At 68.1% G+C, this 22725-nt stretch carries 21 protein-coding genes; 11 read left to right on the top strand and 10 right to left on the bottom strand.

The window, feature by feature from the left end; all coding sequences use genetic code 11:
* Positions 1 to 2 precede the first annotated feature (2 nt).
* Together ACFE77_RS03285 and ACFE77_RS03280 are read right to left on the bottom strand one after the other, a co-directional pair.
* Positions 3 to 530: a hypothetical protein gene (locus tag ACFE77_RS03285; protein ID WP_375420199.1), complete on the bottom strand. Its 528-nt coding sequence runs from the start codon at positions 528 to 530 to the stop codon at positions 3 to 5.
* Positions 527 to 1669 (bottom strand): bifunctional 2-C-methyl-D-erythritol 4-phosphate cytidylyltransferase/2-C-methyl-D-erythritol 2,4-cyclodiphosphate synthase, encoded by a 1143-nt coding sequence (locus tag ACFE77_RS03280; RefSeq protein WP_375420198.1) that lies wholly within the window; start codon positions 1667 to 1669, stop codon positions 527 to 529. The genes ACFE77_RS03285 and ACFE77_RS03280 overlap by 4 nt, the downstream gene beginning before the upstream one ends.
* A gap of 98 nt (positions 1670 to 1767) precedes the next feature.
* Between ACFE77_RS03280 and dusB the strand changes: the two genes are divergently transcribed.
* From dusB to hflX, 7 genes are all read left to right on the top strand, one after another.
* The gene (dusB, locus tag ACFE77_RS03275; protein WP_375420197.1) at positions 1768 to 2766 is read left to right on the top strand and encodes a tRNA dihydrouridine synthase DusB; all 999 of its coding nucleotides are present in this window, start codon (positions 1768 to 1770) and stop codon (positions 2764 to 2766) included.
* A 5-nt stretch (positions 2767 to 2771) separates the two neighbouring features.
* Positions 2772 to 3815 (top strand): nitrogen regulation protein NR(II), encoded by a 1044-nt coding sequence (locus ACFE77_RS03270; RefSeq protein WP_375420196.1) that lies wholly within the window; start codon positions 2772 to 2774, stop codon positions 3813 to 3815.
* The gene (gene ntrC / locus ACFE77_RS03265) at positions 3812 to 5242 is read left to right on the top strand and encodes a nitrogen regulation protein NR(I) (RefSeq protein WP_375420195.1); all 1431 of its coding nucleotides are present in this window, start codon (positions 3812 to 3814) and stop codon (positions 5240 to 5242) included. Before ACFE77_RS03270 ends, ntrC begins: the two co-directional genes overlap by 4 nt.
* Positions 5243 to 5297: 55 nt before the next feature.
* Entirely contained in the window at positions 5298 to 7538 is a 2241-nt protein-coding gene (locus ACFE77_RS03260; protein ID WP_375420194.1) for an ATP-binding protein, read from the top strand.
* Positions 7538 to 8914 (top strand): sigma-54-dependent transcriptional regulator, encoded by a 1377-nt coding sequence (locus tag ACFE77_RS03255; protein ID WP_375420193.1) that lies wholly within the window; start codon positions 7538 to 7540, stop codon positions 8912 to 8914. The genes ACFE77_RS03260 and ACFE77_RS03255 overlap by 1 nt, the downstream gene beginning before the upstream one ends.
* Before the next feature lie 91 nt (positions 8915 to 9005).
* Positions 9006 to 9542 carry an RNA chaperone Hfq gene (gene hfq, locus ACFE77_RS03250; protein ID WP_375420279.1) on the top strand — a complete coding sequence of 179 codons (537 nt, stop codon included), beginning with the start codon at positions 9006 to 9008 and terminating at the stop codon, positions 9540 to 9542.
* The gene (hflX, locus tag ACFE77_RS03245) at positions 9539 to 10825 is read left to right on the top strand and encodes a GTPase HflX (protein WP_375420192.1); all 1287 of its coding nucleotides are present in this window, start codon (positions 9539 to 9541) and stop codon (positions 10823 to 10825) included. The genes hfq and hflX overlap by 4 nt, the downstream gene beginning before the upstream one ends.
* 160 nt (positions 10826 to 10985) lie before the next feature.
* On the opposite strand, the gene mazG is transcribed toward hflX, so the two are convergent.
* The 3 genes from mazG to ACFE77_RS03230 are packed head-to-tail and all read right to left on the bottom strand — an operon-like array spanning position 10986 to position 14972.
* Positions 10986 to 11753: a nucleoside triphosphate pyrophosphohydrolase gene (gene mazG, locus ACFE77_RS03240; protein WP_375420191.1), complete on the bottom strand. Its 768-nt coding sequence runs from the start codon at positions 11751 to 11753 to the stop codon at positions 10986 to 10988.
* A gap of 16 nt (positions 11754 to 11769) precedes the next feature.
* Positions 11770 to 14259 (bottom strand): ABC transporter permease, encoded by a 2490-nt coding sequence (locus ACFE77_RS03235; protein ID WP_375420190.1) that lies wholly within the window; start codon positions 14257 to 14259, stop codon positions 11770 to 11772.
* Positions 14256 to 14972 (bottom strand): ABC transporter ATP-binding protein, encoded by a 717-nt coding sequence (locus ACFE77_RS03230; protein ID WP_375420189.1) that lies wholly within the window; start codon positions 14970 to 14972, stop codon positions 14256 to 14258. The genes ACFE77_RS03235 and ACFE77_RS03230 overlap by 4 nt, the downstream gene beginning before the upstream one ends.
* Before the next feature lie 35 nt (positions 14973 to 15007).
* Here ACFE77_RS03230 and ACFE77_RS03225 point away from each other — a divergent pair, with 35 nt between their 5' ends.
* The gene (locus tag ACFE77_RS03225; protein ID WP_375420278.1) at positions 15008 to 15613 is read left to right on the top strand and encodes an arylesterase; all 606 of its coding nucleotides are present in this window, start codon (positions 15008 to 15010) and stop codon (positions 15611 to 15613) included.
* Between the two features lie 73 nt (positions 15614 to 15686).
* Positions 15687 to 17000, top strand: a complete 1314-nt coding sequence (locus tag ACFE77_RS03220; RefSeq protein ID WP_375420188.1) for a glycosyltransferase — start codon at positions 15687 to 15689, stop codon at positions 16998 to 17000.
* Here ACFE77_RS03220 and ACFE77_RS03215 read toward each other — a convergent pair.
* The 3 genes from ACFE77_RS03215 to ACFE77_RS03205 form a co-directional block, all read right to left on the bottom strand.
* Positions 16891 to 17628, bottom strand: coding sequence for a fatty acid desaturase (locus ACFE77_RS03215; RefSeq protein ID WP_375420187.1), 738 nt, complete (start codon positions 17626 to 17628; stop codon positions 16891 to 16893). The two genes, ACFE77_RS03220 and ACFE77_RS03215, sit on opposite strands and share 110 nt — an antisense overlap.
* Before the next feature lie 9 nt (positions 17629 to 17637).
* Positions 17638 to 18561, bottom strand: a complete 924-nt coding sequence (locus ACFE77_RS03210) for a phosphatase PAP2 family protein (RefSeq protein WP_375420186.1) — start codon at positions 18559 to 18561, stop codon at positions 17638 to 17640.
* Positions 18562 to 18639: 78 nt separating this feature from the next.
* Positions 18640 to 19800, bottom strand: a complete 1161-nt coding sequence (locus tag ACFE77_RS03205; RefSeq protein ID WP_375420185.1) for a type 1 glutamine amidotransferase — start codon at positions 19798 to 19800, stop codon at positions 18640 to 18642.
* Between the two features lie 113 nt (positions 19801 to 19913).
* Between ACFE77_RS03205 and ACFE77_RS03200 the strand changes: the two genes are divergently transcribed.
* Positions 19914 to 20627, top strand: coding sequence for a DUF72 domain-containing protein (locus tag ACFE77_RS03200; RefSeq protein ID WP_375420184.1), 714 nt, complete (start codon positions 19914 to 19916; stop codon positions 20625 to 20627).
* Here the strand turns inward: ACFE77_RS03200 and ACFE77_RS03195 are convergent.
* Both ACFE77_RS03195 and ACFE77_RS03190 read right to left on the bottom strand, forming a co-directional pair.
* Positions 20624 to 21415, bottom strand: a complete 792-nt coding sequence (locus tag ACFE77_RS03195) for a ThuA domain-containing protein (RefSeq protein ID WP_375420183.1) — start codon at positions 21413 to 21415, stop codon at positions 20624 to 20626. The two genes, ACFE77_RS03200 and ACFE77_RS03195, sit on opposite strands and share 4 nt — an antisense overlap.
* Before the next feature lie 150 nt (positions 21416 to 21565).
* Complete coding sequence (locus ACFE77_RS03190) at positions 21566 to 22117, bottom strand: DUF4142 domain-containing protein (protein WP_375420182.1); 552 nt, start codon at positions 22115 to 22117, stop codon at positions 21566 to 21568.
* 175 nt (positions 22118 to 22292) lie between these two features.
* Between ACFE77_RS03190 and ACFE77_RS03185 the strand changes: the two genes are divergently transcribed.
* Positions 22293 to 22725, top strand: a 433-nt coding sequence (locus ACFE77_RS03185; protein ID WP_375420277.1) for an alcohol dehydrogenase catalytic domain-containing protein, incomplete at its 3' end; no start/stop codon positions are given.

Raw genomic sequence — 22725 nt, 5'->3', positions numbered from 1 at the left:
CGTCATGGTGCCTCCGCCGGGCAGAGCGGCAGGTCGGGAACCGACACGCGGTCGCCCTTGGCCTTCTTCGCCTTCAGATATTGCAGCGTCGCGACGACGATACCCGCGGTGTTGCGCGGCGGCAGCGGTTCGAGCAGCGAGACCAGCCGATCGATCGTGCCGCAATCCGCGGGCGCGATCCGACCGACCAGCAGCGGCACCAGCAGCGACGTCAGCAGCGGACGCGCGAATTCCGAGTCGAGTAGCGCATCGACCGCGGGGTCGCTCAGCTTGACGATCGCACCTCGGGCCACGGGCCAGGCGCGCACCGCCTCCGCTTCGTAGCGCCCGATCAGGCGGCTTTGCGGGTTGCGCAGCGAACTCGCCGCGGGCAGCCGGCCGACGCAGACGATGCCGGTCTGGCGCATGAGGTCGGGCAGCGCGACCAGCGCCATCGCCTCCGCCTCGGGCGTGGTGATGCAGCGCTGCTGAGCGGTGGCGGGCGAGGCGACCAGAGCGGCCGTAGCCAGGGCGAGCGCGATCCTCTTCATGTCCGCGGTACGCTGACGGTAGCCACGGCCTGCGCGGCGATGCCTTCGCCCCGGCCGGTGAAGCCCAGGCGTTCGGTCGTGGTCGCCTTGATGCTGACGCGATCGGGCGAAAGATCGAGCAGCGCCGCAATGCGGGTGCGCATGGCGTCGCGGTGTGGGCCGATCTTGGGCGCCTCGCAGATGATCGTGAGGTCGACGAAATCGATGCGGCCGCCGCGTTCGACGATCAGCGATGCCGCGTGCTGGAGGAACTGCGCCGAGTCGGCACCCTTCCACTGCGGATCGCTCGGAGGGAAATGGGTGCCGATGTCGCCAGCGGCAATCGTGCCGAGCAGCGCGTCGGTGAGTGCGTGGAGCGCGACATCGGCGTCGCTGTGGCCCGACAGGCCCTTGTCGTGCGGGACGAGCACGCCGCCCAGCCACAATTCTTCACCGCTTTCGAGGCGGTGGACGTCGAAGCCGCTGGCGCTGCGGCTCTCAAACGCGATCCGCGCCTCGGCGATCGCGAAGTCCTCGGGATGGGTAACCTTGTCGAGCATCGTGTCGCCCTGCACCAACCGAACGTCGCCGCCAAGCCGCCGTACCATCTGCGCGTCGTCGGTGGCTTCCGCGTCTTCGGGCCAATGGACATGCGCTGAGATGAGCACGGACGTGCGGAAGCCCTGCGGCGTCTGGATGCGCACCAGCGCCTCGCGGGGCACGATCTCGCCGAGCAGCTCGTCGTCGTCCATCGCCAGCGTGTCGGCGACCGGCAGCATCGGCGTAGCGCCGTCGACCTCCTCCAGCGCCGCGATCACGCGGTCGATCACCGCTGCGGGTACGAGGGGCCGCGCCGCATCGTGGACCAGCACCAGCCGCGCGGTGACATGATGAAGGCCGTGCCGCACCGAGTCGCGGCGGGATGCGCCACCGGTCACGATCGTTGCCGCGCCGAGCGCGTCACGGGCGAGGGCCTCGGCGCCGGGCGCGACGACGACGATCACCTCGTCCACTGCGGGATGGTTCGCGAAGGCTGCATAGGCATGAGCGACCAGGGCGCGGCCCCCGAGGTGACGATATTGCTTGGGGGTGTCGCCGCCCGCACGGACCCCGGATCCGGCGGCGACGATCAGCGCGGCTACGCGGGGCTGGGCGGTCATGGCGTCGCCCTAGCGTCGCATCGTCGCGTTCGCCAGCCTTGCCGCCGCCAGCCTTGCCTAAGAGGCGGCTTTGCCTTAGGTGCCCGTTTTTCAGGCACATGCGTAAATTGAACCCCATCCAGATCGGGCCCGTCCGGATCGACCACCCTGTGGTGCTCGCGCCGATGACCGGCGTCACCGATATGCCGTTCCGCACGCTGGTACGCCGCTACGGATCGGGCCTGAACGTCACCGAGATGATCGCGAGCCAGGCCGCGATCCGCGAGACGCGGCAGTCGATCCAGAAGGCGGCGTGGCATCTGTCCGAAGAGCCGGTGTCGATGCAGCTGGTCGGCTGCACGCCGTACGAGATGGGCGAGGCTGCACGGCTGGCGGAGGATCGCGGCGCCGCGATCATCGACATCAACATGGGCTGCCCCGTGCGCAAGGTCACCAATGGCGATGCCGGGTCGGCGCTGATGCGCGATACGGCGCTTGCTGGTGCGATCATCGCCGGGGTGGTGAAGGCTGTATCCGCACCGGTGACGCTGAAGATGCGGATGGGCTGGTGCCATGACAGCCTCAACGCGCCCGAGCTCGCGCGTATCGCAGAGGACCTCGGCGTCCGGATGATCACCGTTCACGGCCGCACCCGCAATCAGATGTACAAGGGCGAGGCCGACTGGGCCTTCATCCGCCGGGTGAAGGAGGCGGTTACCGTGCCCGTCATCGCCAACGGCGACATCAACACGATCGAGGATGCCGACGCGGCACTGGAGCAATCGGGCGCGGACGGGGTGATGATCGGGCGCGGTGCTTACGGTCGGCCGTGGTTCCTCGGCCAGGTCATGGAATGGCTCGCCACCGGGGAACGCCGGCCGGATCCGAGCATCGCCGAGCAATATGACGCGATTGCAGAGCATTACGAAGCGATGCTCGAGCATTACGGAAACGTCATCGGCGTCAACATGGCGCGCAAGCATATCGGCTGGTACACCCGCGGGCTGACCGGATCGGCGGAGTTTCGGAACGCCGTGAACCAGGTGCCGGATCCCGATCGGGTGAAGGCGATGTTGGCCGACTTCTACCAGCCCTGGCGTCAGCGCGAAGCCGCCTGATCCGGATGGTCGCGGGACGCCCCGGCTTCGCGGAGTTGTTCGCCGCCCTGCCGGTCGCGGTGCTCGTGGTCGATCCGGACGATCGCATCGCGCACGCCAACAGCCTTGCCGAGGAACTGTTGAACCTGTCCGAACGGGTGATGACCGGGCAACCGCTGCACGCGATCCTGCCGCCGCCGACTGCCAACGATCGCCGCGACGGGCAGGGCGTCGCGGTGTACGATACCGAGATCGCGACTTCGCGCGGCAAGATCCGCGTCGATTTCGTCGAGGCGATGATCGCCGACCATCCGGGCTGGCGCACCATCTCGCTTCACTCCGCCGCGGGATCGCGCGGGCTGGGACATGCCGCGGATCGTGCCGGGGGGGCGCGGGCCGCGGTGGGCGCGGCGGCGATGCTGGCGCATGAGATCAAGAACCCGCTATCGGGGATTCGCGGCGCGGCGCAGTTGATCGGCGCGGGTGAACTCACCAACCTGATCGTCACCGAGGTCGATCGGATCGCGGCACTGATCGACCGGATGCAGGATTTCAGCGACACCCGACCGCTGCCGCTGACCGCCGAGAACATCTACCCGCTGCTCGATCACGCCCGCAGCGTGGCGCTGGCGGGCTTCGCGCGGGGCATCGTCATCGAAGAACGCTTCGATCCCTCGCTTCCCCCTGCGACGGTCAACCGCGACGCCGTCCTGCAGATCGTCATCAACCTGCTGAAGAATGCGCGCGAAGCCGTTCGATCCGTGACGAAACCCCGGATCATCCTGGCCACCGCCTATCGCCACGGCATGTCGGTCAGTGCCGGTCCGGGGCGGCCGCGGGTGCCGCTGCCGATCGAGATCTGCGTGATCGATACCGGGCCGGGCGCGCCGCCCGAGATCGTCGATCACCTGTTCAACCCGTTCGTGTCGGGCCGTCGCGAAGGGCAGGGGCTCGGCCTCGCGCTCGTCGACAAGCTGACCCGCGACATGGGCGGAATCGTTCAATATGCCCGCGAAGGATCACCCGAGATGACCGTCCTCCGCCTCCTCCTGCCGCGTGCCGCGCCGTGAGCCGCGTGCTCGTCGTCGACGACGATGGCGCGATCCGCACCGTGGTCGCGCAGGCGCTGCGCCGCGCAGGGCATGAGGTCAGCACCGCCGAGACGCTCGCGCAGCTCGACCGCGCGCTGGCGACCAGCATCCCCGACGTGCTGATCAGCGACGTCGTCTTGCCCGACGGCGACGGCATCGCGCGGATGGCGGAGATCACCGCGCGGATGCCGACGCTGCCGATCATCATCCTGTCGGCGCAGAACACGCTGACCACCGCGGTCCGGGCGGCGGAGGTCGGCGCGTACGAATACCTGCCCAAACCGTTCGACCTCGACGATCTCACCCGCGCGGTGTCGGGGGCGCTGGCGCGGGGATCTGTGTCGGCGTCGCTGCCGATAAGCGAAGATCACGCGCTGCCGTTGATCGGGCGGTCGCCGGCGATGCAGAATGTCTACCGGGTGATCGCGCGGGTGGTGTCGAACGACCTCACCGTGCTGATCTCGGGCGAATCGGGGACTGGCAAGGAACTGGTCGCGCGGGCGATCCACGATCTGGGCCACCGCGCGCAGGCACCGTTCGTGGCGATCAACATGGCCGCGATCCCGCGCGAGCTGATCGAGGCCGAGCTGTTCGGGCATGAACGCGGCGCCTTCACCGGCGCGGCGCAGCGCAACGCCGGGCGCTTCGAACAGGCCGAGGGGGGGACGCTGTTCCTCGACGAAATCGGCGACATGCCGATGGAGGCGCAGACGCGGTTGTTGCGGGTGCTGCAATCGGGCGAATTCACCAGCGTCGGCGGCGCGCGGACGATCCGTAGCGACGTGCGGATCGTCGCCGCGACCAACCGCGATCTGGCGGTGCAGGTTGCGGCGGGGCTGTTCCGCGAGGATTTGTTCTACCGGCTGAACGTCGTTCCGATCGCGTTGCCCGCGCTCCGCGACCGGCGGCAGGACGTGGCGCTGCTCGCGCCGCATTTCCTGGAGCATGCCGCCGCGCAGGGCCTGCCGCGCCGTGAACTCGCCGATGACGCCATGGCGGCGCTCGCCGCGCACGACTGGCCGGGCAACGTCCGCGAGCTCGAGAACCTGATGCGCCGGCTGGCGGTGCTCGCCCGCGACGAGGTGATCGACGCACCCGCGATCCACGCGCTTCTCGGCGGTCGTGCGGTGGCGAGCGAGGTGCCCGATCCCGGTATTGCCGCCGCGGTTCGCCACCTGGTCGACCGGATCGGCGGCGAGCGCAGCGGCGCACTGGAGGACGGCACGCTGTACGAACGGGTGATCGGCGAAGTCGAGCGTCCGTTGATCGAGATGATGCTCGCGCGCCACGGCCATAATCAGCTGCGCGCGGCACGTGCCCTTGGCATCAACCGCAACACGCTTCGCAAGCGCCTCGACACGCTCGGAATTGTCGTCACCGGGGACGATGGGAGCGAGCGACGCTGAGCTTTGCGCAATTATGTGGTTTCCGTGCAACAATCCACGTTGTACGGAGATGGCGATGATTGCGTCGCCGACGCCAGATTTAGGCGCTGAAGAGCAAAGCCGCCGGTTCGCGATTACCCCCGCCGTCGAAGCGCTGGTCGTCGCCATCGCGATCGTCGTCGCGATCACCAGCTATCTCGTCATCGTCAACCAGAATTCGCCGCAGCGGCTGATCCCGCCCCCGGTGGTGGCGCTGATCCTCGTCGCCAACCTCGTCTCGGGCGTTGCGCTGATGATGCTGCTCGGCCGCCGGGTCGCGATGCGCCGCGCGGCGCGATCGGCGATCGGTGGGGGCGGGCGGCTGCATGTGCGGCTGGTCGGGCTGTTCTCGATCGTCGCGGCGGTGCCGATGCTGCTGGTGGCGATCTTCGCCTCGCTACTATTTCAGTACGGCGTGCAATTCTGGTATTCGGATCGTGCGCGCGGGATGCTCGAAAACGCGACCGTGCTGGCGCGCACCTCCTACGACCAGCAATTGCGGCGCTGGGAGGAGGCGACGGTGACGATGGCCGACGACATGTCGGTGTATCTGCGCGACAATTCGATCGACCCGCGCTTCGCGTCGTTCTTCTTCCAGCAGGTCTATTACCGCAGCCTGTCCGAAGGCGCGCTGTTCGCGGTGTCGCCGAAGAGCGGCATCCAGACGATGGCGATCGTGAACCCCTATGCGATCGACCTGTCGAAACAGGTGACCCCCGCGGCGATCGCGCGGCTGAAATCCGGGCGGCGCAGTATCGTCACGGTGACCGGCGACCGGATCCAGACGCTCACCGCTCTCCCCGGCTCCGACCAGCTCTACCTCTATGCGGCGCGGGTCGAGGATACGAAGCGGATGACCGTGCAGACCGCGCGCGCGGAGGCGATCGTCACCGATTACCGCGCGCTGCTGGCCCGCGCGCGCAGTCTCCAGCTCCAGTTCAACGCGGCGCTGCTGTTCGTGTCGCTCTTCATCGTCGGCATCTCGGTATGGATCGCGCTTGCGGTCGCCGATCGGCTGGTCCGGCCGGTCGAGGAACTGGTCGCGGCGGCGCGGCGGGTGGCCGGCGGGGATCTGCGCGCGCGCGTGCCCGATCCGCGCAGCCGCGATGAGGTCGGGACGCTCGCCAAGGCGTTCAACCAGATGACGATCAGGCTGGAGGAGCAGAATACCGAGCTCGTCACCGCCAACGACCAGCTCGAAAACCGCCGCGCGTTGATCGAGGCGGTGATGGCGGGGGTTTCGGCGGGGGTGATCGCGACCGCGGGCGACGGCACGATCCGGCTCGCCAATCAGTCGGCGACGTCGCTGATCGGGACCGAGGTCGACGGGCTCGTCGGGCACCGGCTGGCCGCGGTGGCCCCGGAACTGGCGGAACTCGTCGCCGGGCGGGACCGTGAGGCGATCGTCCAGGTCTCGCGGTCGTCGGACACCCGCACGCTGGCGGTGCGGATCGCGCGGACCGACGCTGGGCCGATCCTGACCTTCGACGACATCACCCAGCAGGTGCTCGACCAGCGCCGTGCCGCCTGGTCCGACGTGGCGAGGCGGATCGCGCACGAGATCAAGAATCCGCTCACCCCGATCCAGCTTGCCGCCGAGCGTCTGCAGCGGCGATATGGCAGCAAGATCGATCCCGACGACACCACGTTCGCGCGGCTGACCGACACGATCGTCCGCCAGGTCGGCGATTTGCGCCGGATGGTCGACGAGTTCTCGTCCTTCGCGCGCATGCCGAAACCGGTGTTCCGCGAGGAGTCGGTCGTCGACATCGCGCGCCAGGCGATGTTCCTCCACGAGGTCGCGCATTCGGGGATCGCGTTCGAACTGGTCCATGACGATCCGGGTCCGGTGCTGGTGTGCGACCGCAGGCAGCTAGGCCAGGCTTTCACCAACATCGTCAAGAATGCGGTGGAAGCGATTGAAAGCAAAGGCGATGTCGCCGGCACGATCGTGATGACGCTGAACCAAGAGGGCAACCAGGTAACGGTGGATGTGGCGGACACCGGTATCGGCTTGCCTGCCGAACGCGACCGGATCGTCGAGCCGTACATGACGACGCGCGCACGTGGCACCGGGCTGGGGCTCGCGATCGTCAAGAAAATCGTTGAAGAACATCTTGGTACGATCAGTTTCTTCGATCGTGAGGGAGGGGGCGCCGTGGTGCGGATGTGCTTCGACGCGGGAACGCTGGCGACGTTCGACATGGGGGATACCGACCGTGAGCCGATCGGCGACGGCCAACTGGCGGCACTTACTCGAAATCGGACAATGACCTGATGGCGCTCGATATCCTCGTCGTCGACGACGAACGCGACATTCGCGAACTGGTGACCGGAGTCCTTGAGGACGAAGGCTATGAGACGCGCTCCGCAGCGGACAGCGACGCGACGCTGGAGGCGATCGCGACGCGGCGGCCGTCGCTGGTGCTGCTCGACGTTTGGCTGCAAGGCTCGCGGCTGGACGGGCTGGAGCTGCTCGACGAGATCAAGCGGCGCGATCCGTCGATCCCGGTACTGGTGATCTCCGGGCACGGTAATCTCGACACCGCGGTCGCGGCGATCCGGCGTGGTGCCGCCGACTTCATCGAGAAGCCGTTCGAGGCCGAGCGCCTGTTGCTGATGGTCGCGCGCGCGACCGAGACCGAGCGGCTGCGGCGCGAAGTCGCGTCGTTGCGCGCCTATGCCGGGCGAGAGAGCGATCTGACGGGAAGTTCGGGCGCGATCAACGGCGTCCGTGCGACGCTGAAGCGGGTCGCGGCGACCGGCAGCCGGGTGCTGGTGATGGGTGGCGCCGGGGTCGGCAAGGAAGTCGCGGCGCGCTTGCTCCACGGCTGGAGCAACCGGACGCAGGCGCCGTTCATCATCGTCAGCGCGGCGCGGATGACGCCGGAGCGCGTCGAGGAGGAGTTGTTCGGGGTCGAGGAGGGCGGCGATCTCGTCCGTCCGGGGATGCTCGAACAGGCGCATGGCGGGACCTTGTTCCTCGACGAGATCGCCGACATGCCGATCGCGACCCAGGCGCGCATCCTGCGGGTGCTGACCGACCAGAGCTTCACCCGCGTCGGCGGCACGCGGGTCGTGAAGGTCGATGTGCGGGTCGTCTCGGCCACGGCACGCGATCTCAACGACGAGATCGCTGCAGGGCGGTTCCGCGAGGACCTGTACTACCGTCTCAACGTCGTGCCGGTGATGATCCCATCGCTCGCCGATCGCCGCGAGGACATTCCGGCGCTGGTCGAGCATTTCATCGCGCACTATGCCGCCGAACGACGCGTCCCGACACCGGAAATCGCGGCGGATGCGATGGTTGCGCTGCAATCCTACGATTGGCCGGGCAATGTCCGCCAGCTCCGCAACGTCGTCGAACGCACGATCATCCTGGCACCGGGCGACCGGATCGGCCGCATCGACCTTGATCTTCTGCCCGCCGAAGTGCTCGGCGACCAGGGCGACATCGGGGGCGGCACCGGCGGCACGATCATGGGGGCGCCGCTGCGCGAGGCCCGCGAGACGTTCGAGCGGGAATATCTGCGGGTCCAGATCCGGCGTTTTTCGGGGAACATCAGCCGCACCGCGAGCTTTATCGGCATGGAGCGGTCGGCGCTGCATCGGAAGCTGAAGCTGCTCGGGATCACCGACATGCGCGAGGATTGATGTCGCGCATCTGGACGTAACGGGTCCGGCACCATAGATTACGCAACGGCAGCGAACTTCGTGCTGCCATCCGACGCCGGGAACCGGCGCGCTGCGGGCGAACGGCCTGCCAAGAACCGAAAGGCCCACCGACATGGCCGACAAGCAGGGCTCCCTTCAGGACCTTTTCCTCAACGCGCTCCGGCGCGGCAAAATCCCGGTGACGATGTTCCTCGTGAAGGGCGTCAAGCTCCAGGGGATCGTCACCTGGTTCGATAATTTCTCGGTGCTGTTGCGTCGCGACGGGCAGAGCCAGCTGATCTACAAGCACGCGATCTCGACAATCATGCCGTCAGGGCCGATGGACATCGCCGCGATCGTTGACGCTGTCGGAGAACCTTCGCGCAAGCAGCCGTTGTTGCAGGAGATCTTCCTCAACGCGGTGTGCAAGTCCGAAGATTCGGTGACCATGTTCCTGATCAACGGCGTGATGCTCCAGGGGCAGATCGCCGGCTTCGACCTGTTCTGCATGTTGTTGCAGCGTGAGGGTATGGCGCAGCTCGTCTACAAACACGCGGTGTCGACGATCCAGCCCGCGCGTCCGCTCAATCTGTCGGATGCAGGCGAGGAGGAGGTCGAGGAGTCTTGACCGGCGGATTTGATCGGGACCGCGACGACGTCGCACGTGGCGCGCATGCGATCGTGGTGTTGCCCGACCAGGGCGATGCCACGCGCGATGCCGACGCGCGGCTTGCGGAGACCGCAGGCCTTGCCGCGGCGATCGGGCTTGTCGTCAGCGATAAGGTGGTATTCCGCGTCCGCGCGCCCAAGCCCGCGACGCTGATCGGCAGCGGGCAGGTCGAGCAGCTCGCCGCGACAGCGCGGATGGCGGAAGCGACCTTGGTCGTATTCGACGCCAGCCTGACGCCGGTGCAGCAGCGCAATCTCGAGACCGCGCTCGGTACCAAGGTGATCGATCGCACCGGCCTGATCCTCGAGATTTTCGGCGAGCGCGCCGCGACCGCCGAGGGGCGGCTGCAGGTGGAACTCGCGCATCTCGATTATCAGGCGGGGCGGCTGGTGCGCAGCTGGACCCATCTCGAACGCCAGCGCGGCGGCTTCGGCTTCCTCGGTGGTCCCGGCGAAACTCAGATCGAGGCCGATCGCCGGCTGATCCGCGACCGCATGGCGCGGTTGCGGCGCGAACTCGACTCGGTCAGCCGCACCCGCGGCCTGCATCGCGAGCGGCGTCAACGCGCGCCGTGGCCGGTCATCGCGCTGGTCGGCTACACCAATGCGGGCAAGTCGACGCTGTTCAACCGCCTCACCGGCGCGGACGTGATGGCGGAGGATCTGTTGTTCGCGACGTTGGATCCGACGCTGCGCCAGATCTCTCTGCCGGGAATCGACAAGGCGATCCTGTCGGACACGGTGGGCTTCGTGTCGGACCTCCCGACGCAGCTCGTCGCGGCGTTCAAGGCGACGCTCGAGGAGGTCGTTTCGGCCGATCTGCTCGTCCATGTGCGTGATATCGCGCACCCGGATACCGAGGCACAGCGCGCCGATGTCGAGGCGGTGCTGAACGAGATCGGGGTCGCCGATACGACACCGCGGTTCGAGGTCTGGAACAAGCTGGACCTGCTCGACGGTGATCGTCACGACGCGATGGTCGCTGAGTCGGAGCGGCGCGACGATGTCGTGGCGATCTCCGCGCTGAGCGGCGAGGGCGTCGACCGACTGCTGACCGAGGTGGCGGGCAAGCTCACCGAGGCACATCGGCGTTACTGGATCACGCTCGATGCGGGCGACGGCGCGGGCGCGGCTTGGCTGCACGCGCATGGCGAGGTGCTCGGGCAGACTCCGGACGGGGTTGAGACCCAGTATGAGGTTCGGCTGGCAGAGCGCGATTACGAGCGGTTTCTGCAGCGATAGGGCCACTTGAATTCAGGTAGAACTCGCCAACTTCTTCGTCATCCCCGCGCAGGCGGGGATCCAGACTGGCAAGCGTTGCGACTTATATACTGAAGCCAGCCAGTATGGATCCCCGCCTGCGCGGGGATGACGGATTTGATTGATGCAAAGTCATTCCGCTCTAGCACTCCTTCTCACCCGCACGCTTCACCGCCGCCCACAGCTCTTCCTTTTGGTCGAGATCGAGCGCTGCGAAGGCGTCGCCCGCGATCGCCTCCATGCCGCGGAAGCGCTTCTCGAATTTGGCGTTGCCGTTGCGCAGCGCGGCCTCCGGGTCGATGCCGAGATGCCGGGCCCAGTTGACGACCGCGAACAGCAGGTCGCCGACTTCTTCCTCGAGGGTTTCGGGCGGGGCGTCGGCGATCTCGGCGAGTTCCTCGTCGATCTTGGCGCGCGGGCCGCTCGCATCGGGCCAGTCGAAGCCGACCCGCGCGGCGCGGTTCTGCAACTTCACCGCGCGGAGCAGGGCGGGCAGCCCGACCGCCACGCCGGCGAGCGCGCTTTCGTCGATCTTGGCGGCGCGTTCACCGGCCTTGATCGCCTCCCAGCCAGGGCTCGTCGCAGCATCGCCGAAGATGTGCGGGTGGCGGCGTTCCATCTTGTCGCAGATCGCCGCGACGACATCGCCCAATGCGAAGGCGCCGGCTTCCTCGGCGATGCGCGCGTGGAACACGACCTGGAGCAGCAGGTCGCCGAGTTCGTCGACCAGATCGCCCGCGTCATCGCGCGCGATCGCGTCGGCGACTTCATAGGCCTCCTCGATCGTGTAGGGCGCGATCGTCGCCCAGCTTTGTGCGCGGTCCCATTCGCACCCGGTCTCCGGGTCGCGCAGCCGGGCCATGATCCGGACGAGGCGGTCGATCTTCACTGGCGCTGGTTCTACGGTCATCGCGTGGTCCGCTTCCTCAAAGGTCCCGGAGCATCGCCGCGGGTCGTGATCTGAGCGCGGGTAGGCTGCCGATCAAGCCGATCGCAAGCGTGATCGCCATCGCCGCGCCCAGCGTCATCGCGACAGTTGCCCAATCGGGCGCGAAGCCGAGATCGAAGACCTCGACGACGACGTACCAGCCCGCCGCGCTGCCGATTGCGACCGCGACCGATCCCAGCACCAGCGCCAGCAACCCATATTCCGCTGCCTGTACCGCGAGCACCTGGCGCGAGGTTCCGCCCAGCAGCTTGAGGATGATGGCGTCATAGCGTCGCACGCGTCCGGAGGCGACGACCGCGCCGACCAGCACCGCGATCCCCGCCGCCACGGTGACCGCGCCGGCGACGCGGATCGCCAGCGCGACCTGGCGGAGCACGTCGCCGATCTGGGCGATGACGTCGCCGACGCGAATCATCGTCACCGATGGCAGGGCGCTCGCGACCCGGCGCGCGATCAGGCCGTCGCGTGACGCCGGCGAATAGACCGAGGCGAGCAGCGAATAGGGTGCTTCCTCGATATAGCCGGGCGAGAAGACGATCGCGAAGTTGAGCCCGAGCCCGCCCCAATCGATCTTGCGCAACGCCGCGATCCGCGCGGGGATGTCGACGCCGAGCACCGAGACGGTAATGCGATCACCGACCCGCAGTCCCAGCGCGGCCGCGGCACGGTCCTCGATCGAGACCAACGGGGGCCCTTGGTAGTCGGCGGGCCACCATCTGCCTGCGGTCACCATGTTGCGCGGGGGGACGGTCGCGGACCAGGTCAGCGTACGGTCGCCGCGCAGCACCCATGCCGCCTCGGGCACGGTCTTCATGGTAGCGACGGGAACATCCTTCACCGCGGTGATCGAGCCGCGCAGCGACGGCACCGCCTCGATCCGGGTGCCCGGTGCCGCCGCGGTGATCGTCGATCGGAACCGCGCCGCGTCGCCGGGTTGCAGGTCGATTGCGAAGAAGCGCGGCGCCTTGGCGGGGGCGGCGTCCCGCAGTTCGGCGGACAGGCTCGTGTCGATCACCGCGAGCGCGACGAACAGCGAGAAGCCGAGCCCGAGCGCGACGACGAGGCGGTCGATCTGCGATCCGGGCCGGTAGAGGTTGGTGATCGCGAGCCGGACGAGCGGGTGCCGTGGCCGGGGTAGGCGCTGGAGCCCGTAGCGGATCGCGACACCGAGGCACCAGAGCAGCACGATCAGCGCGGTCACCGCGGCGACGAAGCCGAGCGCGAGCGTCCGGTCCGACGCGGTCAGCACCGCCAAGGCCATGATCGCGGCGACCAGCAGCAGCATCGCGCCGATCACCCGCCGCGAGGGCCGCGTCGCGCTGCCGACGACATCGCGGAGCAGGGTCGCCGCAGGCACCCGGCGCGCCCGCGCCAGCGCGGGCAGCGCGAACAGCAGCGCCGCAAGGAGGCCGAGCGCTGCGGCGGTCGCGAGCGGGGCAGGGTAGAGCGCCAGCGCCGGCGGCACCGGCAGCGCGTCGCCTGCGACCGCGGCGACGATCCATGGCACCGCGGCGCCCAGCAACAGCCCCGCCGCGATGCCGATGAAGGCGACGATGCCGAGTTGCAGCAGGAAGATGGTCGCGATCGTGCCCGATCGGGCGCCGAGCACCTTCAGCGTCGCGATGATCCGGGTCTTTGCGCCGAGATAGGCGGCTACTCCGCTGCCGACGCCGACCCCCGCGATCGCCAGCGCCGCAAGCCCGACCAGCAGCAGGAACTGGCCGAGTTGCGTGATCGCGCGCCGAAGGCCGGACGCGGCTCGGTCGCTGGTGCGGCTCGACCAACCCTGATTGGGGAAGCGCGCCACCAGACGCTTGCCGGTGACCTCGGCACGATCGGGGCGCGCGAGCAACAGGCGGTAGCGGCTCTCGTACAGGCTGCCCGGCTGGACCAGCCGGGTCGCATCGAGCCCGGCAAGGTCGACGATCACCGGCGGGCCGAGCGCGAAGCCGGCGCCAAGGCGGTCGGGTTCGTCGGCGATCAGCCCGATCACCCGCAGATCCGCGGCGCCGAGTCGTATCGTGCCGCCGACCCTCACGCGAAGGCGGTCGGCAAGCGCGGGCGCGATCACGACCTGCTTGCCGGTCGGCCGTGCTGCGGACGCGCCGGGAGCAAGTCGCAATCGGCCCAACAATGGCCATGCGCGATCGACTGCGCGCAGATCGACCAGCGCGTCGCCGCCGTCACTGTGCGCCATCGCGCGCATCGACACGCTTTCGGACAGCTTGCCGGCTGTCGAGAAGGCGGCGAGTTCCTCCACCGTGGCGCGACGTTGCGATACGCGCAGCTCGACATCGCCGCCGAGGATCGTCCGGCCCTGCGCATCGAGCGCGGCGAGCAGGCTGGCGGACAGGCTGCCGATCCCCGCCAGCGCCGCGGTGCCGAGGAACAGGCACAAGGCGAGCAGGATCAGCCCGCCTCCGCCACGTCGCAGATCCCGCAGTGCCAGCCGCCAGGCGATCGTCACGCGGTTCGCCTGTCCGCGACGATCCGCCCGTCCGATAGTTCGATGACGCGCGCGCACCGCGCCGCGAGCGAGGCATCGTGGGTGATCACAAACAGCGTCGTGCCGCGATCCGCTTGGCGCGCGAACAACATGTCCATGATCGATCGACCGGTCGCCGCATCGAGATTGCCGGTCGGCTCGTCGGCGAACAGCAGCGCCGGGCGAGCGACCAGCGCACGCGCGATCGCGACGCGTTGCTGCTCGCCGCCCGAGAGTTGCGCGGGATAATGCGTGGTGCGTGCGCCGAGGCCGACCGCCTCGAGTTCCGCCCGCGCGGCGTCGAAGCCGTCGCGCTCGCCCGCCAGCTCGAGCGGCACCGCGACGTTCTCGATCGCGGTCATCGTGGGCAGCAGGTGAAAGGCTTGCAGGACGATGCCGATCCGCCCGCGCCGTGCGACCGCGAGCGCATCTTCGTCGAGCCGTCCGACATCGAGTCCCGCGACCCGCACCTCGCCTCCGCTCGGCCGTTCCAGCCCGGCGAGGATCGCCATCAACGACGATTTGCCCGAGCCCGACGGCCCGAGCAGCGCCACCGTCTCGCCGGCTGCGACCTGCAGGTCGATGTCGCGAAGGATGTCGATGCGGGTCGGCGGGTTGCCGAGCGAGAGGGACAGGTTGCGCACGTCGATCAACGCGCTATCGGGCAGGGATGAAGCGATGGTCACTGGCCTCATGGTACGGACTGCGCCGGGTGGTTGTCCATCTCGCGATGCTATGCGCGGCGATCGTCGCAAGTGACGCCATGGCGGCGCCGCGTGCGCCGCTGGTCTGGGCGTTCGGCGACAGCCTGGTCGCGGGGTACGGGTTGCCCCCGGCGCAGGGGTTCACGGCGCAGTTGCAGGCGGCGCTGCGGCGGTCGGGTGTCGCGGCGACGGTGCGCAATGGCGGGGTGGCGGGGGACACCGCATCGCAGGCGCGCGCGCGGCTCGCCTGGGGATTGCGCGGATTGAAGGTGAAGCCCGATCTGGTGATCGTCGAACTGGGTGCGAACGACATGCTCCGCGGCTTGCCGGCTGCGCAGGCGCAGGCGAACCTCGATGCGGTGCTGGCGGAATTGCGGCGGCGGCAAATTCCGGTGCTGCTGATGGGGATGCGCGCCGCGCCCAATCTCGGCGCCGACTATGTTCGCGGGTTCGAGGCGATGTATCCCGCGCTCGCGCGAAAATACCGGGTGCCGCTTTATCCTTTCTTCCTCGACGGGGTCGCGGGGCGGCGGTCGCTGATCCAGGCCGACGGGCTGCATCCCAACGCTGCGGGCGTGCAGGTGATCGTGCGTCGCTCGATCGGCGCGGTGCGGCGCGCGCTCGGCGCATAAGAACGTCGCGCATCGCTGAACCGAACCCGCGCAAGCTCGTTCGCTTCGAGTGACACGCTCGAGCTCCCGCCCTTTGCATATCGCGATCGTCGCGCCCCCGACGCCGGGGCACGTCAATCCGCTTATTGCGCTAGGCGCCGCGCTGCAGGAGCGTGGCCACCGAGCGACGCTGGTGCATGTCGCCGAAACGCGCGGAATGCTGGCGCGCGCGCCGATTGGATTCGAGCCGCTGGGCGGTCCGCGCGATCGACCCGGGCTGCTACCCGCCTATCTGGCGCAGCTTGCCGCAGCGACCGGACCGGTCGGGGTCAACCGGATGATCGCGGCGACCGCGGCGATGACCGCGCAGCTGCTCGACGAGCTTCCGGCGGCGCTGACTCGGATCGGCGCCGACGCGGTGATCGCCGACTCGGCCGAAGCCGCAGGCGTGCCGGTCGCGCGGCACCTGGGCCTGCCGGTGGTGACCAGCGTCACCGGGTTGCCGCTGATCCGCGAGCCTGACGTTCCGCCGCCGTTCGTCGACTGGCCGTATATTCCGGGTCCGCTGGGGCGGTTTCGCAACTCGGGCGGCTATTCGGTCACCGATGTCCTCATGCGGCCGATCACGCGCGTCGTCGCGGAACGGCGGCAACGCTGGGGACTTGCCGATGACGGCGAGTTCTCCGACCTTCTCCAGATCGCGCAATGCCCGCGCGGTCTCGACTTTCCGCGCCAGACGGCGCCTGTCGCTTTTCGGTATGGATCGGCATGGCGGCTGCCAGAGGCGGAGATCGCGCGGCCCTCGGTGGACGAGAGGCCGTTGATCTTCTGTTCGCTGGGGAGCCTGCAGGGTGCGCGTAAGGGGCTGTTCGCGATGATGACGGCGGCTTGTGCGGCGATCGGCGCGCGTGCGGTGGTGGCGCATGGCGGCGGGCTGACCGAGGCGGAGGCGAGCAGCCTGCCGGGCGATCCGCTGGTCCGCGACTTTTGGCCGCAGACCGCGCTGCTGCGACACTGCAGCGCGGCGGTGCTCCATGGCGGCTTCAACAGCGTGCTCGACGCCTTGGCGGCGCGGATCCCGATCGTCGCGGTGCCGATCGCGTTCGAGCAGCCCGCGACCGCGGCACGGCTGGCGTACGTCGGCGCGGGCGTGCGGCTCTCGCCAAGGCGGCTGAACGTGGCGAGGCTGGCGGCGGCGCTGCGTAGCGTGCTGAACGACCCGTCCTATCGGGCGGCGGCATCGCGGCTTGGCGGCGAGATGGCGGGTGAGGCGGGTGCCGACCATGCGGCGAAGCTGGTCAGCGCGGCGCTGGCGCCTTCGCCTCGCGTAGCGTCGGCAGCCGCCACCAGGGCGTTCCGGGGCTCAGATGATGTTCGTGGTGATAGCCGCCGAAGTGGAAGCAGGTGATCAACGAGCCGAGGCGCCCGAGCCCGTTGCTGCGCGCGTGGTGCCGATCCGCGAAGGGCTCGTCAGCATGGCGGTGGGGCAGATAGGTGCCGAACACGAATAGCTGCACCAGCGCGAGCAGCGCGGGGATCGCCCAGAACACGACGATGTCGATCAGCGACGCACCGAGCAGCAGGTAGATGCTCGCGACCAGCGTGATACGCAGGATCTGGCCGTGGGTGTAATAGCCGGTGAAGAAGCGGATGAACCACGGCAGCGCGCGGCGCGGCTCGTCGGGGTGGAAATCGGGATCGTCGGGGCTGCCAGGCGCGGCGTGGTGCGCGTGGTGCTTGGGTAGCAGGGCACCGAACGAGAGACCCGCGTACGCGGCGAGGCACAGCGTGCCGATCACCTCGTTCGCGCGCCGGTGGCCGGGCACGAGCGAGCCGTGCATGCAGTCGTGCGCGACGATGAACAGTCCGGTGCTAAGCCAGGTCTGAAGCAGCACCAGCACGATCGCGACCGGCACCAGCTCCGCACGCCAGGTCCAGAAGAAGATCCCGCCGATGTGGATCGCCAGCCAGGCGATACCGATCGCGGCGGCGAGCAGGAGGCCGGTCGGCGTTCGGGGGGCTGATACATCGTTCACGATGTCACCCTACACCGGGGCGCGGACAAGTGCACTCGCTACCGTTCGTGGGCGTGCGAGGCGGCGCATCAGGATGATCGCGGGCGGGGCGAGGGCTAGCCCGGCGAGCACGTCGACCGCGTAGTGGCCGCCGAACACCGGCGTCGCGACGATCGTCAGCCCCGCCCAGCATTGCGCGGGCACCGCGAAGCGCGGCAAGTGAGCGAACGCCCAGATGAATATCAGCGCCAGCGTCGCGTGGAAGCTCGGAAAGGTGACGATCCCCATCATCGCGCCGAGATCGACGACGCGAATCGATCCAGCGCGCAGACCGCCGATCAGATCGGTTTCGAGCCACGCCACCGATGGCCAGAGGTGTCGGTAGTTCGCGGGGTCGAACAGGTTACCCATTGCGGGGAACAGGCCGGACACGAGGATCGTCACGAACCCCGACAGGATCGCCGCGCCGACGGTGATACGGAGGATCGGCGCACGCGCGGCATGGCTCAGCGCGACGATCGCGACGATCATCTGGACGATGAGGCTGTGATAGGCGAGCCCGAGCAGCCAGACCAGCGGGGGCAGGCGATCGAGCAACGCGCGAAGGCCGGGCCAGTCGACCCCCAGCGCGCGATCGGCAGCGGCGAGCCGGTCGTCCCACAGCATGCCGCCGCGCGCCGCGACCGCGTAAGCGAGCACGACCCCGAGCATCGTGAAGAGCGTCATCTGGAGAAAGGCTTCGCTCGCCAGCGCCAGCCTCGGGCGGTGAAGACGATGACCCAGCCACATCGCAAGGCCAAGGGTCGCAACACCCGTAAACGGCACCACGGCCCCGGAACGATCCAGCGTGAACGGATCACCGTGCGAGACCAGCACGAAGGCGCCGAGCATCGCGACGATCAGCCACCAGGCGAAGCTGCTAATGCTATTAGGGGCTTCGCGCGGATGCTTCATTCCTGATGGAACGCTGCATGTTCACTAACGTGCCGCGCGATCGTCGAAAATCATGCGCCCTGCGGCCCGGACGATCGATCAGTCGACGTCGACGTGCTCGGCGTCGAATTCGGCGAAGGCGGCGCGCACGGTTTCCGCGCGATCGTCATCCTGGATGTCGACCGACACCTTGATGCGACCTTCGAGAGCGGCATCGTCGCGCGTTTCGGGACTGGGCTGCGCAGATTCGCGATCGGAGCCGGCGATCTCCAGGCCGGCGCTGTTGTCATCGCCTTCGGCCGCGACGAAGATATCGCTGCGTTCGAACCCGTGATCCTGCACCAGCCGTTCGATCGTCATCTCTGCCTCGCGTCGTGTGTCGAAGCTGGCGCTTAGGGTCTGTGGCATGGTATGTTCCTCGTTCCTTCGCAGTAGCGCTAGATTGGCGAGGAAGTTCCCGATCTCGGTACGGCGGCGGTCCTCCCGCGCGAATTCATCGTCGATCCCGAGCAGCCATTTCAGCGACCGGTCGTCCGGCGCGCGGTGCAGGTGGTCGAGCTGGTCGGCCAGCATCTCGACTTGGGTTTCATCATGCGCGAGGCCGGACTCGATCAACGATTTCGATTGGCGGCGAAGGGCGGCTGCGATCTCGCCGATCGCGAGTTCGGGATGATATTGCACGCCCCAGAAGACGCTGCCCTGATGGCGGATCTCGGCGGCCTGAACGCGCGTGACCGCATTGGAGGCGAGCAGATCGGCGTCGGGCGGCAGTGTCTCGACCTCGTCGCCATGGATGCCGGGCGCGTCCCACACCGCGGGCCGGCCGGCGAGCAACGGATGCGTGCGGCCGGTATCGGTCGCGGCGATGCGGCGTGCGATCCCCGCCTCCAGACGGTCCGCCATCTTGCGGACCCGCCCGCCGGCGGCAACGACCGCCAGTTGCAGCCCGGCGCAGGATCCGAACGAGGGCACACCCGACGCGAACACCGCGCGCATGAAGGCGAGCTGTCGCCGCACCTCGGGCGTGTCGTCGTAGACGTGAAGCGGCGACCCAGTGACGAAGACCGCATCGAACGCGGCGATCTCGTCGGGGGTCAGCGGCAGCGGATCCTCGTCGGCAGGCGCGACGATGGTGATCGTGCAGCCCGGCCGCATCTGTTCGAGCGTCGCGGCGTAGGTCTCGCCCGAGCTCTTGCCCGCACTCTCCCGCCGCGCCTCGCGCTCGTCGGGCGTTTCACTTTCGGCGACAAGGAATTGCAACGGACTTCTCCAGCGAGCGCTTAGCTATCGTCGAGGATAACGCGTACTGCCGGAAAGGATCCGCTGCGCCGGCGAATGATCCGCGAACGGCCCCTGCAAGGGAAGGATATGCAATGAGGCACCGGGTCGGAACGGCCGGTTGGGCAATCCCGGCGGCGGTGCGCGACCGGTTCCCCCAAGGTGGGACCAGTTTGCAGCGCTATGCCGCACTGCTTGAATGCGCCGAGATCAATTCGTCGTTCCACCGCCCGCATCGACCGGCAACGTATCTGCGCTGGGCGGAGGCGGTGCCGGACGATTTCCGGTTCGCGATTAAAATGCCCAAGCTGATCACTCATCAGCATCGGCTGCGCCATTGCGACGGCGACCTTGCCGCATTCGCCGAACAATGCGCGCCGCTCGGGGCGAAGTTGGCGGTGGTGCTGGTGCAGCTCCCGCCCAGCCTCGGGTTCGACGAAGACTTCGGCGCGTTCTTCTTGGCAGTGCAGGCGCAATTCGGCGGGGAGATTGCGTGCGAGCCGCGGCATGCGAGCTGGTTCGCGCCCGAGGTCGACGGATGGATGGCGGAGCGGCGGATCGCGCGGGTCGCGACGGATCCGGCGCGCCACCCGTTCGCCGACCAGCCAGGCGGGTGGCCGGGACTGCGCTACTACCGGCTGCACGGTTCGCCGGTCATCTACCGGTCGGCGTATGAGCGCGATGCGCTGGAGCCGATCGCAACGGCGATCCGTGCCGATCCCGCGATTAGCTGGTGCATCTTCGACAACACCGCGTCATCGGCGGCCGCCGGCGACGCGTTGATGCTGCGGGAGGTGCTCGGGGCCTAGCGGGCCGCCCAGCGGATCGCGTTGGTGATGATGCGGCGATAGTTGGCGTCGTCATACGCCTCGGGATCGTGGCCCAGTGCCGAATAGACGACGCGGCCGCGGGTATTCGGGTTGTACCAGATCACCGGGTGATCGCCCATCGTGAGCTTGGCGCCGGGCCGGTAGCTCGTCTCGTCAATGCGTGCGAGCACGCGCATGCCCTTCGCGGCCGGGCTGCCCGAGAAGCTGTACCATTCGTCGCGGGGCGACCAGGGCAATTTGACGCCCGACATCACCGGATGCTTCGGCTCGGCGATCACGATCTTCGCCTTCTGGAACTGGTCCTCGCCTCCTGGGTGGCCGGTGAACTGCGTGCCGATGATAGTGTCGACATACCAGGGCGCGACATGGCTGTTGTCGCCTGCGGCATGCAGCGCGACCACCCCGCCGCCCGCGGCGACGAAGCGGGCGAACGCGTCGCGCTGGTCCGGGGTCAGGAAGTCGCCGCTGGCGCTGTTGAGCACCACGACCGAGAAGTGGCGCAGTTGCGCGTCGTTGAAGACGGCGGCGTTCTCGGTCGCAAAGCTGCGCTTGCCGAGGCGCTTGGCGATGTCGGCGATCACCGCGGTGGAATGGGGCAGGTGTTCGAGGTGCCGCCAGCCGTTGGTCTTGGACACGATCAGCACCGCGCCCTTCAAGCCGGTGGGCAGCGCCGGCGCGACCTTGTCATAGGTCGGCGCGGGACGGTGCGGGTCTGGGTTCGCCTGGCTACAGGTCAACAGCGCGGCAAGTATCAGCAGCCTCTTCATCGGCTTATCCCCTCTCGTTTATGTTACGGATCATCAGCCCGTCGCCGCGTCGAGCGCAACCCCGTTCTTGCATAACGTTCAAGCAAAACGCAGACGAGCCGCGCCTGGTGAGGCACGGCTCGCTGCATGACAGGCTTTATGCGTCGAGGCTTACATGCCCGACATCGCGCCCATCTTGCTGCCGCTCTGCAGCTTGGTCGCCGCCGCGATGTGCTGCTTCACGATCGGCACGGCGGCCTTTGCGCTCGTCCGCAGCGGCGCCTGGTCGCCATTCGAAGCGTAGCTCTGGTGCAGATCGAGCGCGGCCTGGTGGGCCGGGATCTGCTGCGTCAGATAAACGCGATCGAAGTCGGCCGGGGAGGCGCTTTGCAGCTCGTTGATCGAGGCGGTTGCGCCCGGATCGAGCGCGGGCGGCGGCGGGTTCATGCCGGCCTTCTTGGCGGCCTTCATCGTCGCGGCGGTCGTCTTGGTGTGGTGCTTGATCAGCATCGATGCGAACTTGCGCACGTCGGCGTTCTGCGACTTGTCGAGCGCGATCTGGCTCGAGTTTATCTCGAACAGGTCGCTGGCACCGGCCGCAGGGACATAGGCGGTTGCCGTCGTCTTGGCTTCGGCGGGGGGTGGCGGCGGCGGGGTCTGCGCGGAGGTTGCGGCGGAACCGAACATCAGCGTCGCTGCCGCGATCGTCGTCATGAGTTTCATCATATCTCTCCCATGGGATGGCAGCGTTTGAACCTGTGTTACCCGGGTAAGTTCCGTTTAACTTCAATCAATTACATGGCTCAACTAGTTTGCTCCACATCTGTGGAACCAAGCCGCCCACGAACTTCTTGTCACCGTGACGTCGAACGAGCGCAGGAGAAGAAGCGTGTTGGCAATGAATTATCGCGGGCCGTACCGCGTCCGTGTCGACGAGAAGCCGATGCCCAAGATCGAGCATCCAGAGGATGCCATCGTGCGGGTGACGCGGTCGTGCATCTGCGGATCGGACCTGCATCTCTATCACGGCATGGTCCCCGACACCCGCGTCGGCATGACCTTCGGCCATGAGTTCTGCGGCATCGTCGAGGAAGTCGGGCCAGAGGTGCGCAACCTGAAGGTCGGCGATCACGTGCTGGTGCCGTTCAACATCGCGTGCGGCAAATGTCATTTCTGCCAGCAGGGCCTGTTCGGCAACTGCCACGAGTCGAACGCGCAGGCGACTGCGGTTGGCGGCATCTACGGCTATTCGCACACCGCGGGCGGCTATGACGGTGGGCAGGCGCAATATGTCCGCGTGCCCTATGCCGATGTCGGGCCGACGGTGATCC

Source organism: uncultured Sphingomonas sp., from assembly GCF_964243315.1.
Classification (GTDB): domain Bacteria; phylum Pseudomonadota; class Alphaproteobacteria; order Sphingomonadales; family Sphingomonadaceae; genus Sphingomonas.
The sequence above is the reverse complement of the archived record's forward strand: the minus strand, read 5'-3'. Positions and strand labels throughout refer to the sequence as shown.

Excerpts from the sequence above, each read along its gene's own strand:
- ACFE77_RS03285 (WP_375420199.1), bottom strand. The coding sequence starts at position 530 with ATGAAGAGGATCGCGCTCGCCCTGGCTACGGCCGCTCTGGTCGCCTCG.
- ACFE77_RS03280 (WP_375420198.1), bottom strand. The coding sequence starts at position 1,669 with ATGACCGCCCAGCCCCGCGTAGCCGCGCTGATCGTCGCCGCCGGATCC.
- dusB (WP_375420197.1), top strand. The coding sequence starts at position 1,768 with ATGCGTAAATTGAACCCCATCCAGATCGGGCCCGTCCGGATCGACCAC.
- ACFE77_RS03270 (WP_375420196.1), top strand. The coding sequence starts at position 2,772 with ATGGTCGCGGGACGCCCCGGCTTCGCGGAGTTGTTCGCCGCCCTGCCG.
- ACFE77_RS03260 (WP_375420194.1), top strand. The coding sequence starts at position 5,298 with ATGATTGCGTCGCCGACGCCAGATTTAGGCGCTGAAGAGCAAAGCCGC.
- ACFE77_RS03255 (WP_375420193.1), top strand. The coding sequence starts at position 7,538 with ATGGCGCTCGATATCCTCGTCGTCGACGACGAACGCGACATTCGCGAA.
- mazG (WP_375420191.1), bottom strand. The coding sequence starts at position 11,753 with ATGACCGTAGAACCAGCGCCAGTGAAGATCGACCGCCTCGTCCGGATC.
- ACFE77_RS03230 (WP_375420189.1), bottom strand. The coding sequence starts at position 14,972 with ATGAGGCCAGTGACCATCGCTTCATCCCTGCCCGATAGCGCGTTGATC.
- ACFE77_RS03225 (WP_375420278.1), top strand. The coding sequence starts at position 15,008 with ATGCTATGCGCGGCGATCGTCGCAAGTGACGCCATGGCGGCGCCGCGT.
- ACFE77_RS03210 (WP_375420186.1), bottom strand. The coding sequence starts at position 18,561 with ATGAAGCATCCGCGCGAAGCCCCTAATAGCATTAGCAGCTTCGCCTGG.
- ACFE77_RS03200 (WP_375420184.1), top strand. The coding sequence starts at position 19,914 with ATGAGGCACCGGGTCGGAACGGCCGGTTGGGCAATCCCGGCGGCGGTG.
- ACFE77_RS03195 (WP_375420183.1), bottom strand. The coding sequence starts at position 21,415 with ATGAAGAGGCTGCTGATACTTGCCGCGCTGTTGACCTGTAGCCAGGCG.
- ACFE77_RS03190 (WP_375420182.1), bottom strand. The coding sequence starts at position 22,117 with ATGAAACTCATGACGACGATCGCGGCAGCGACGCTGATGTTCGGTTCC.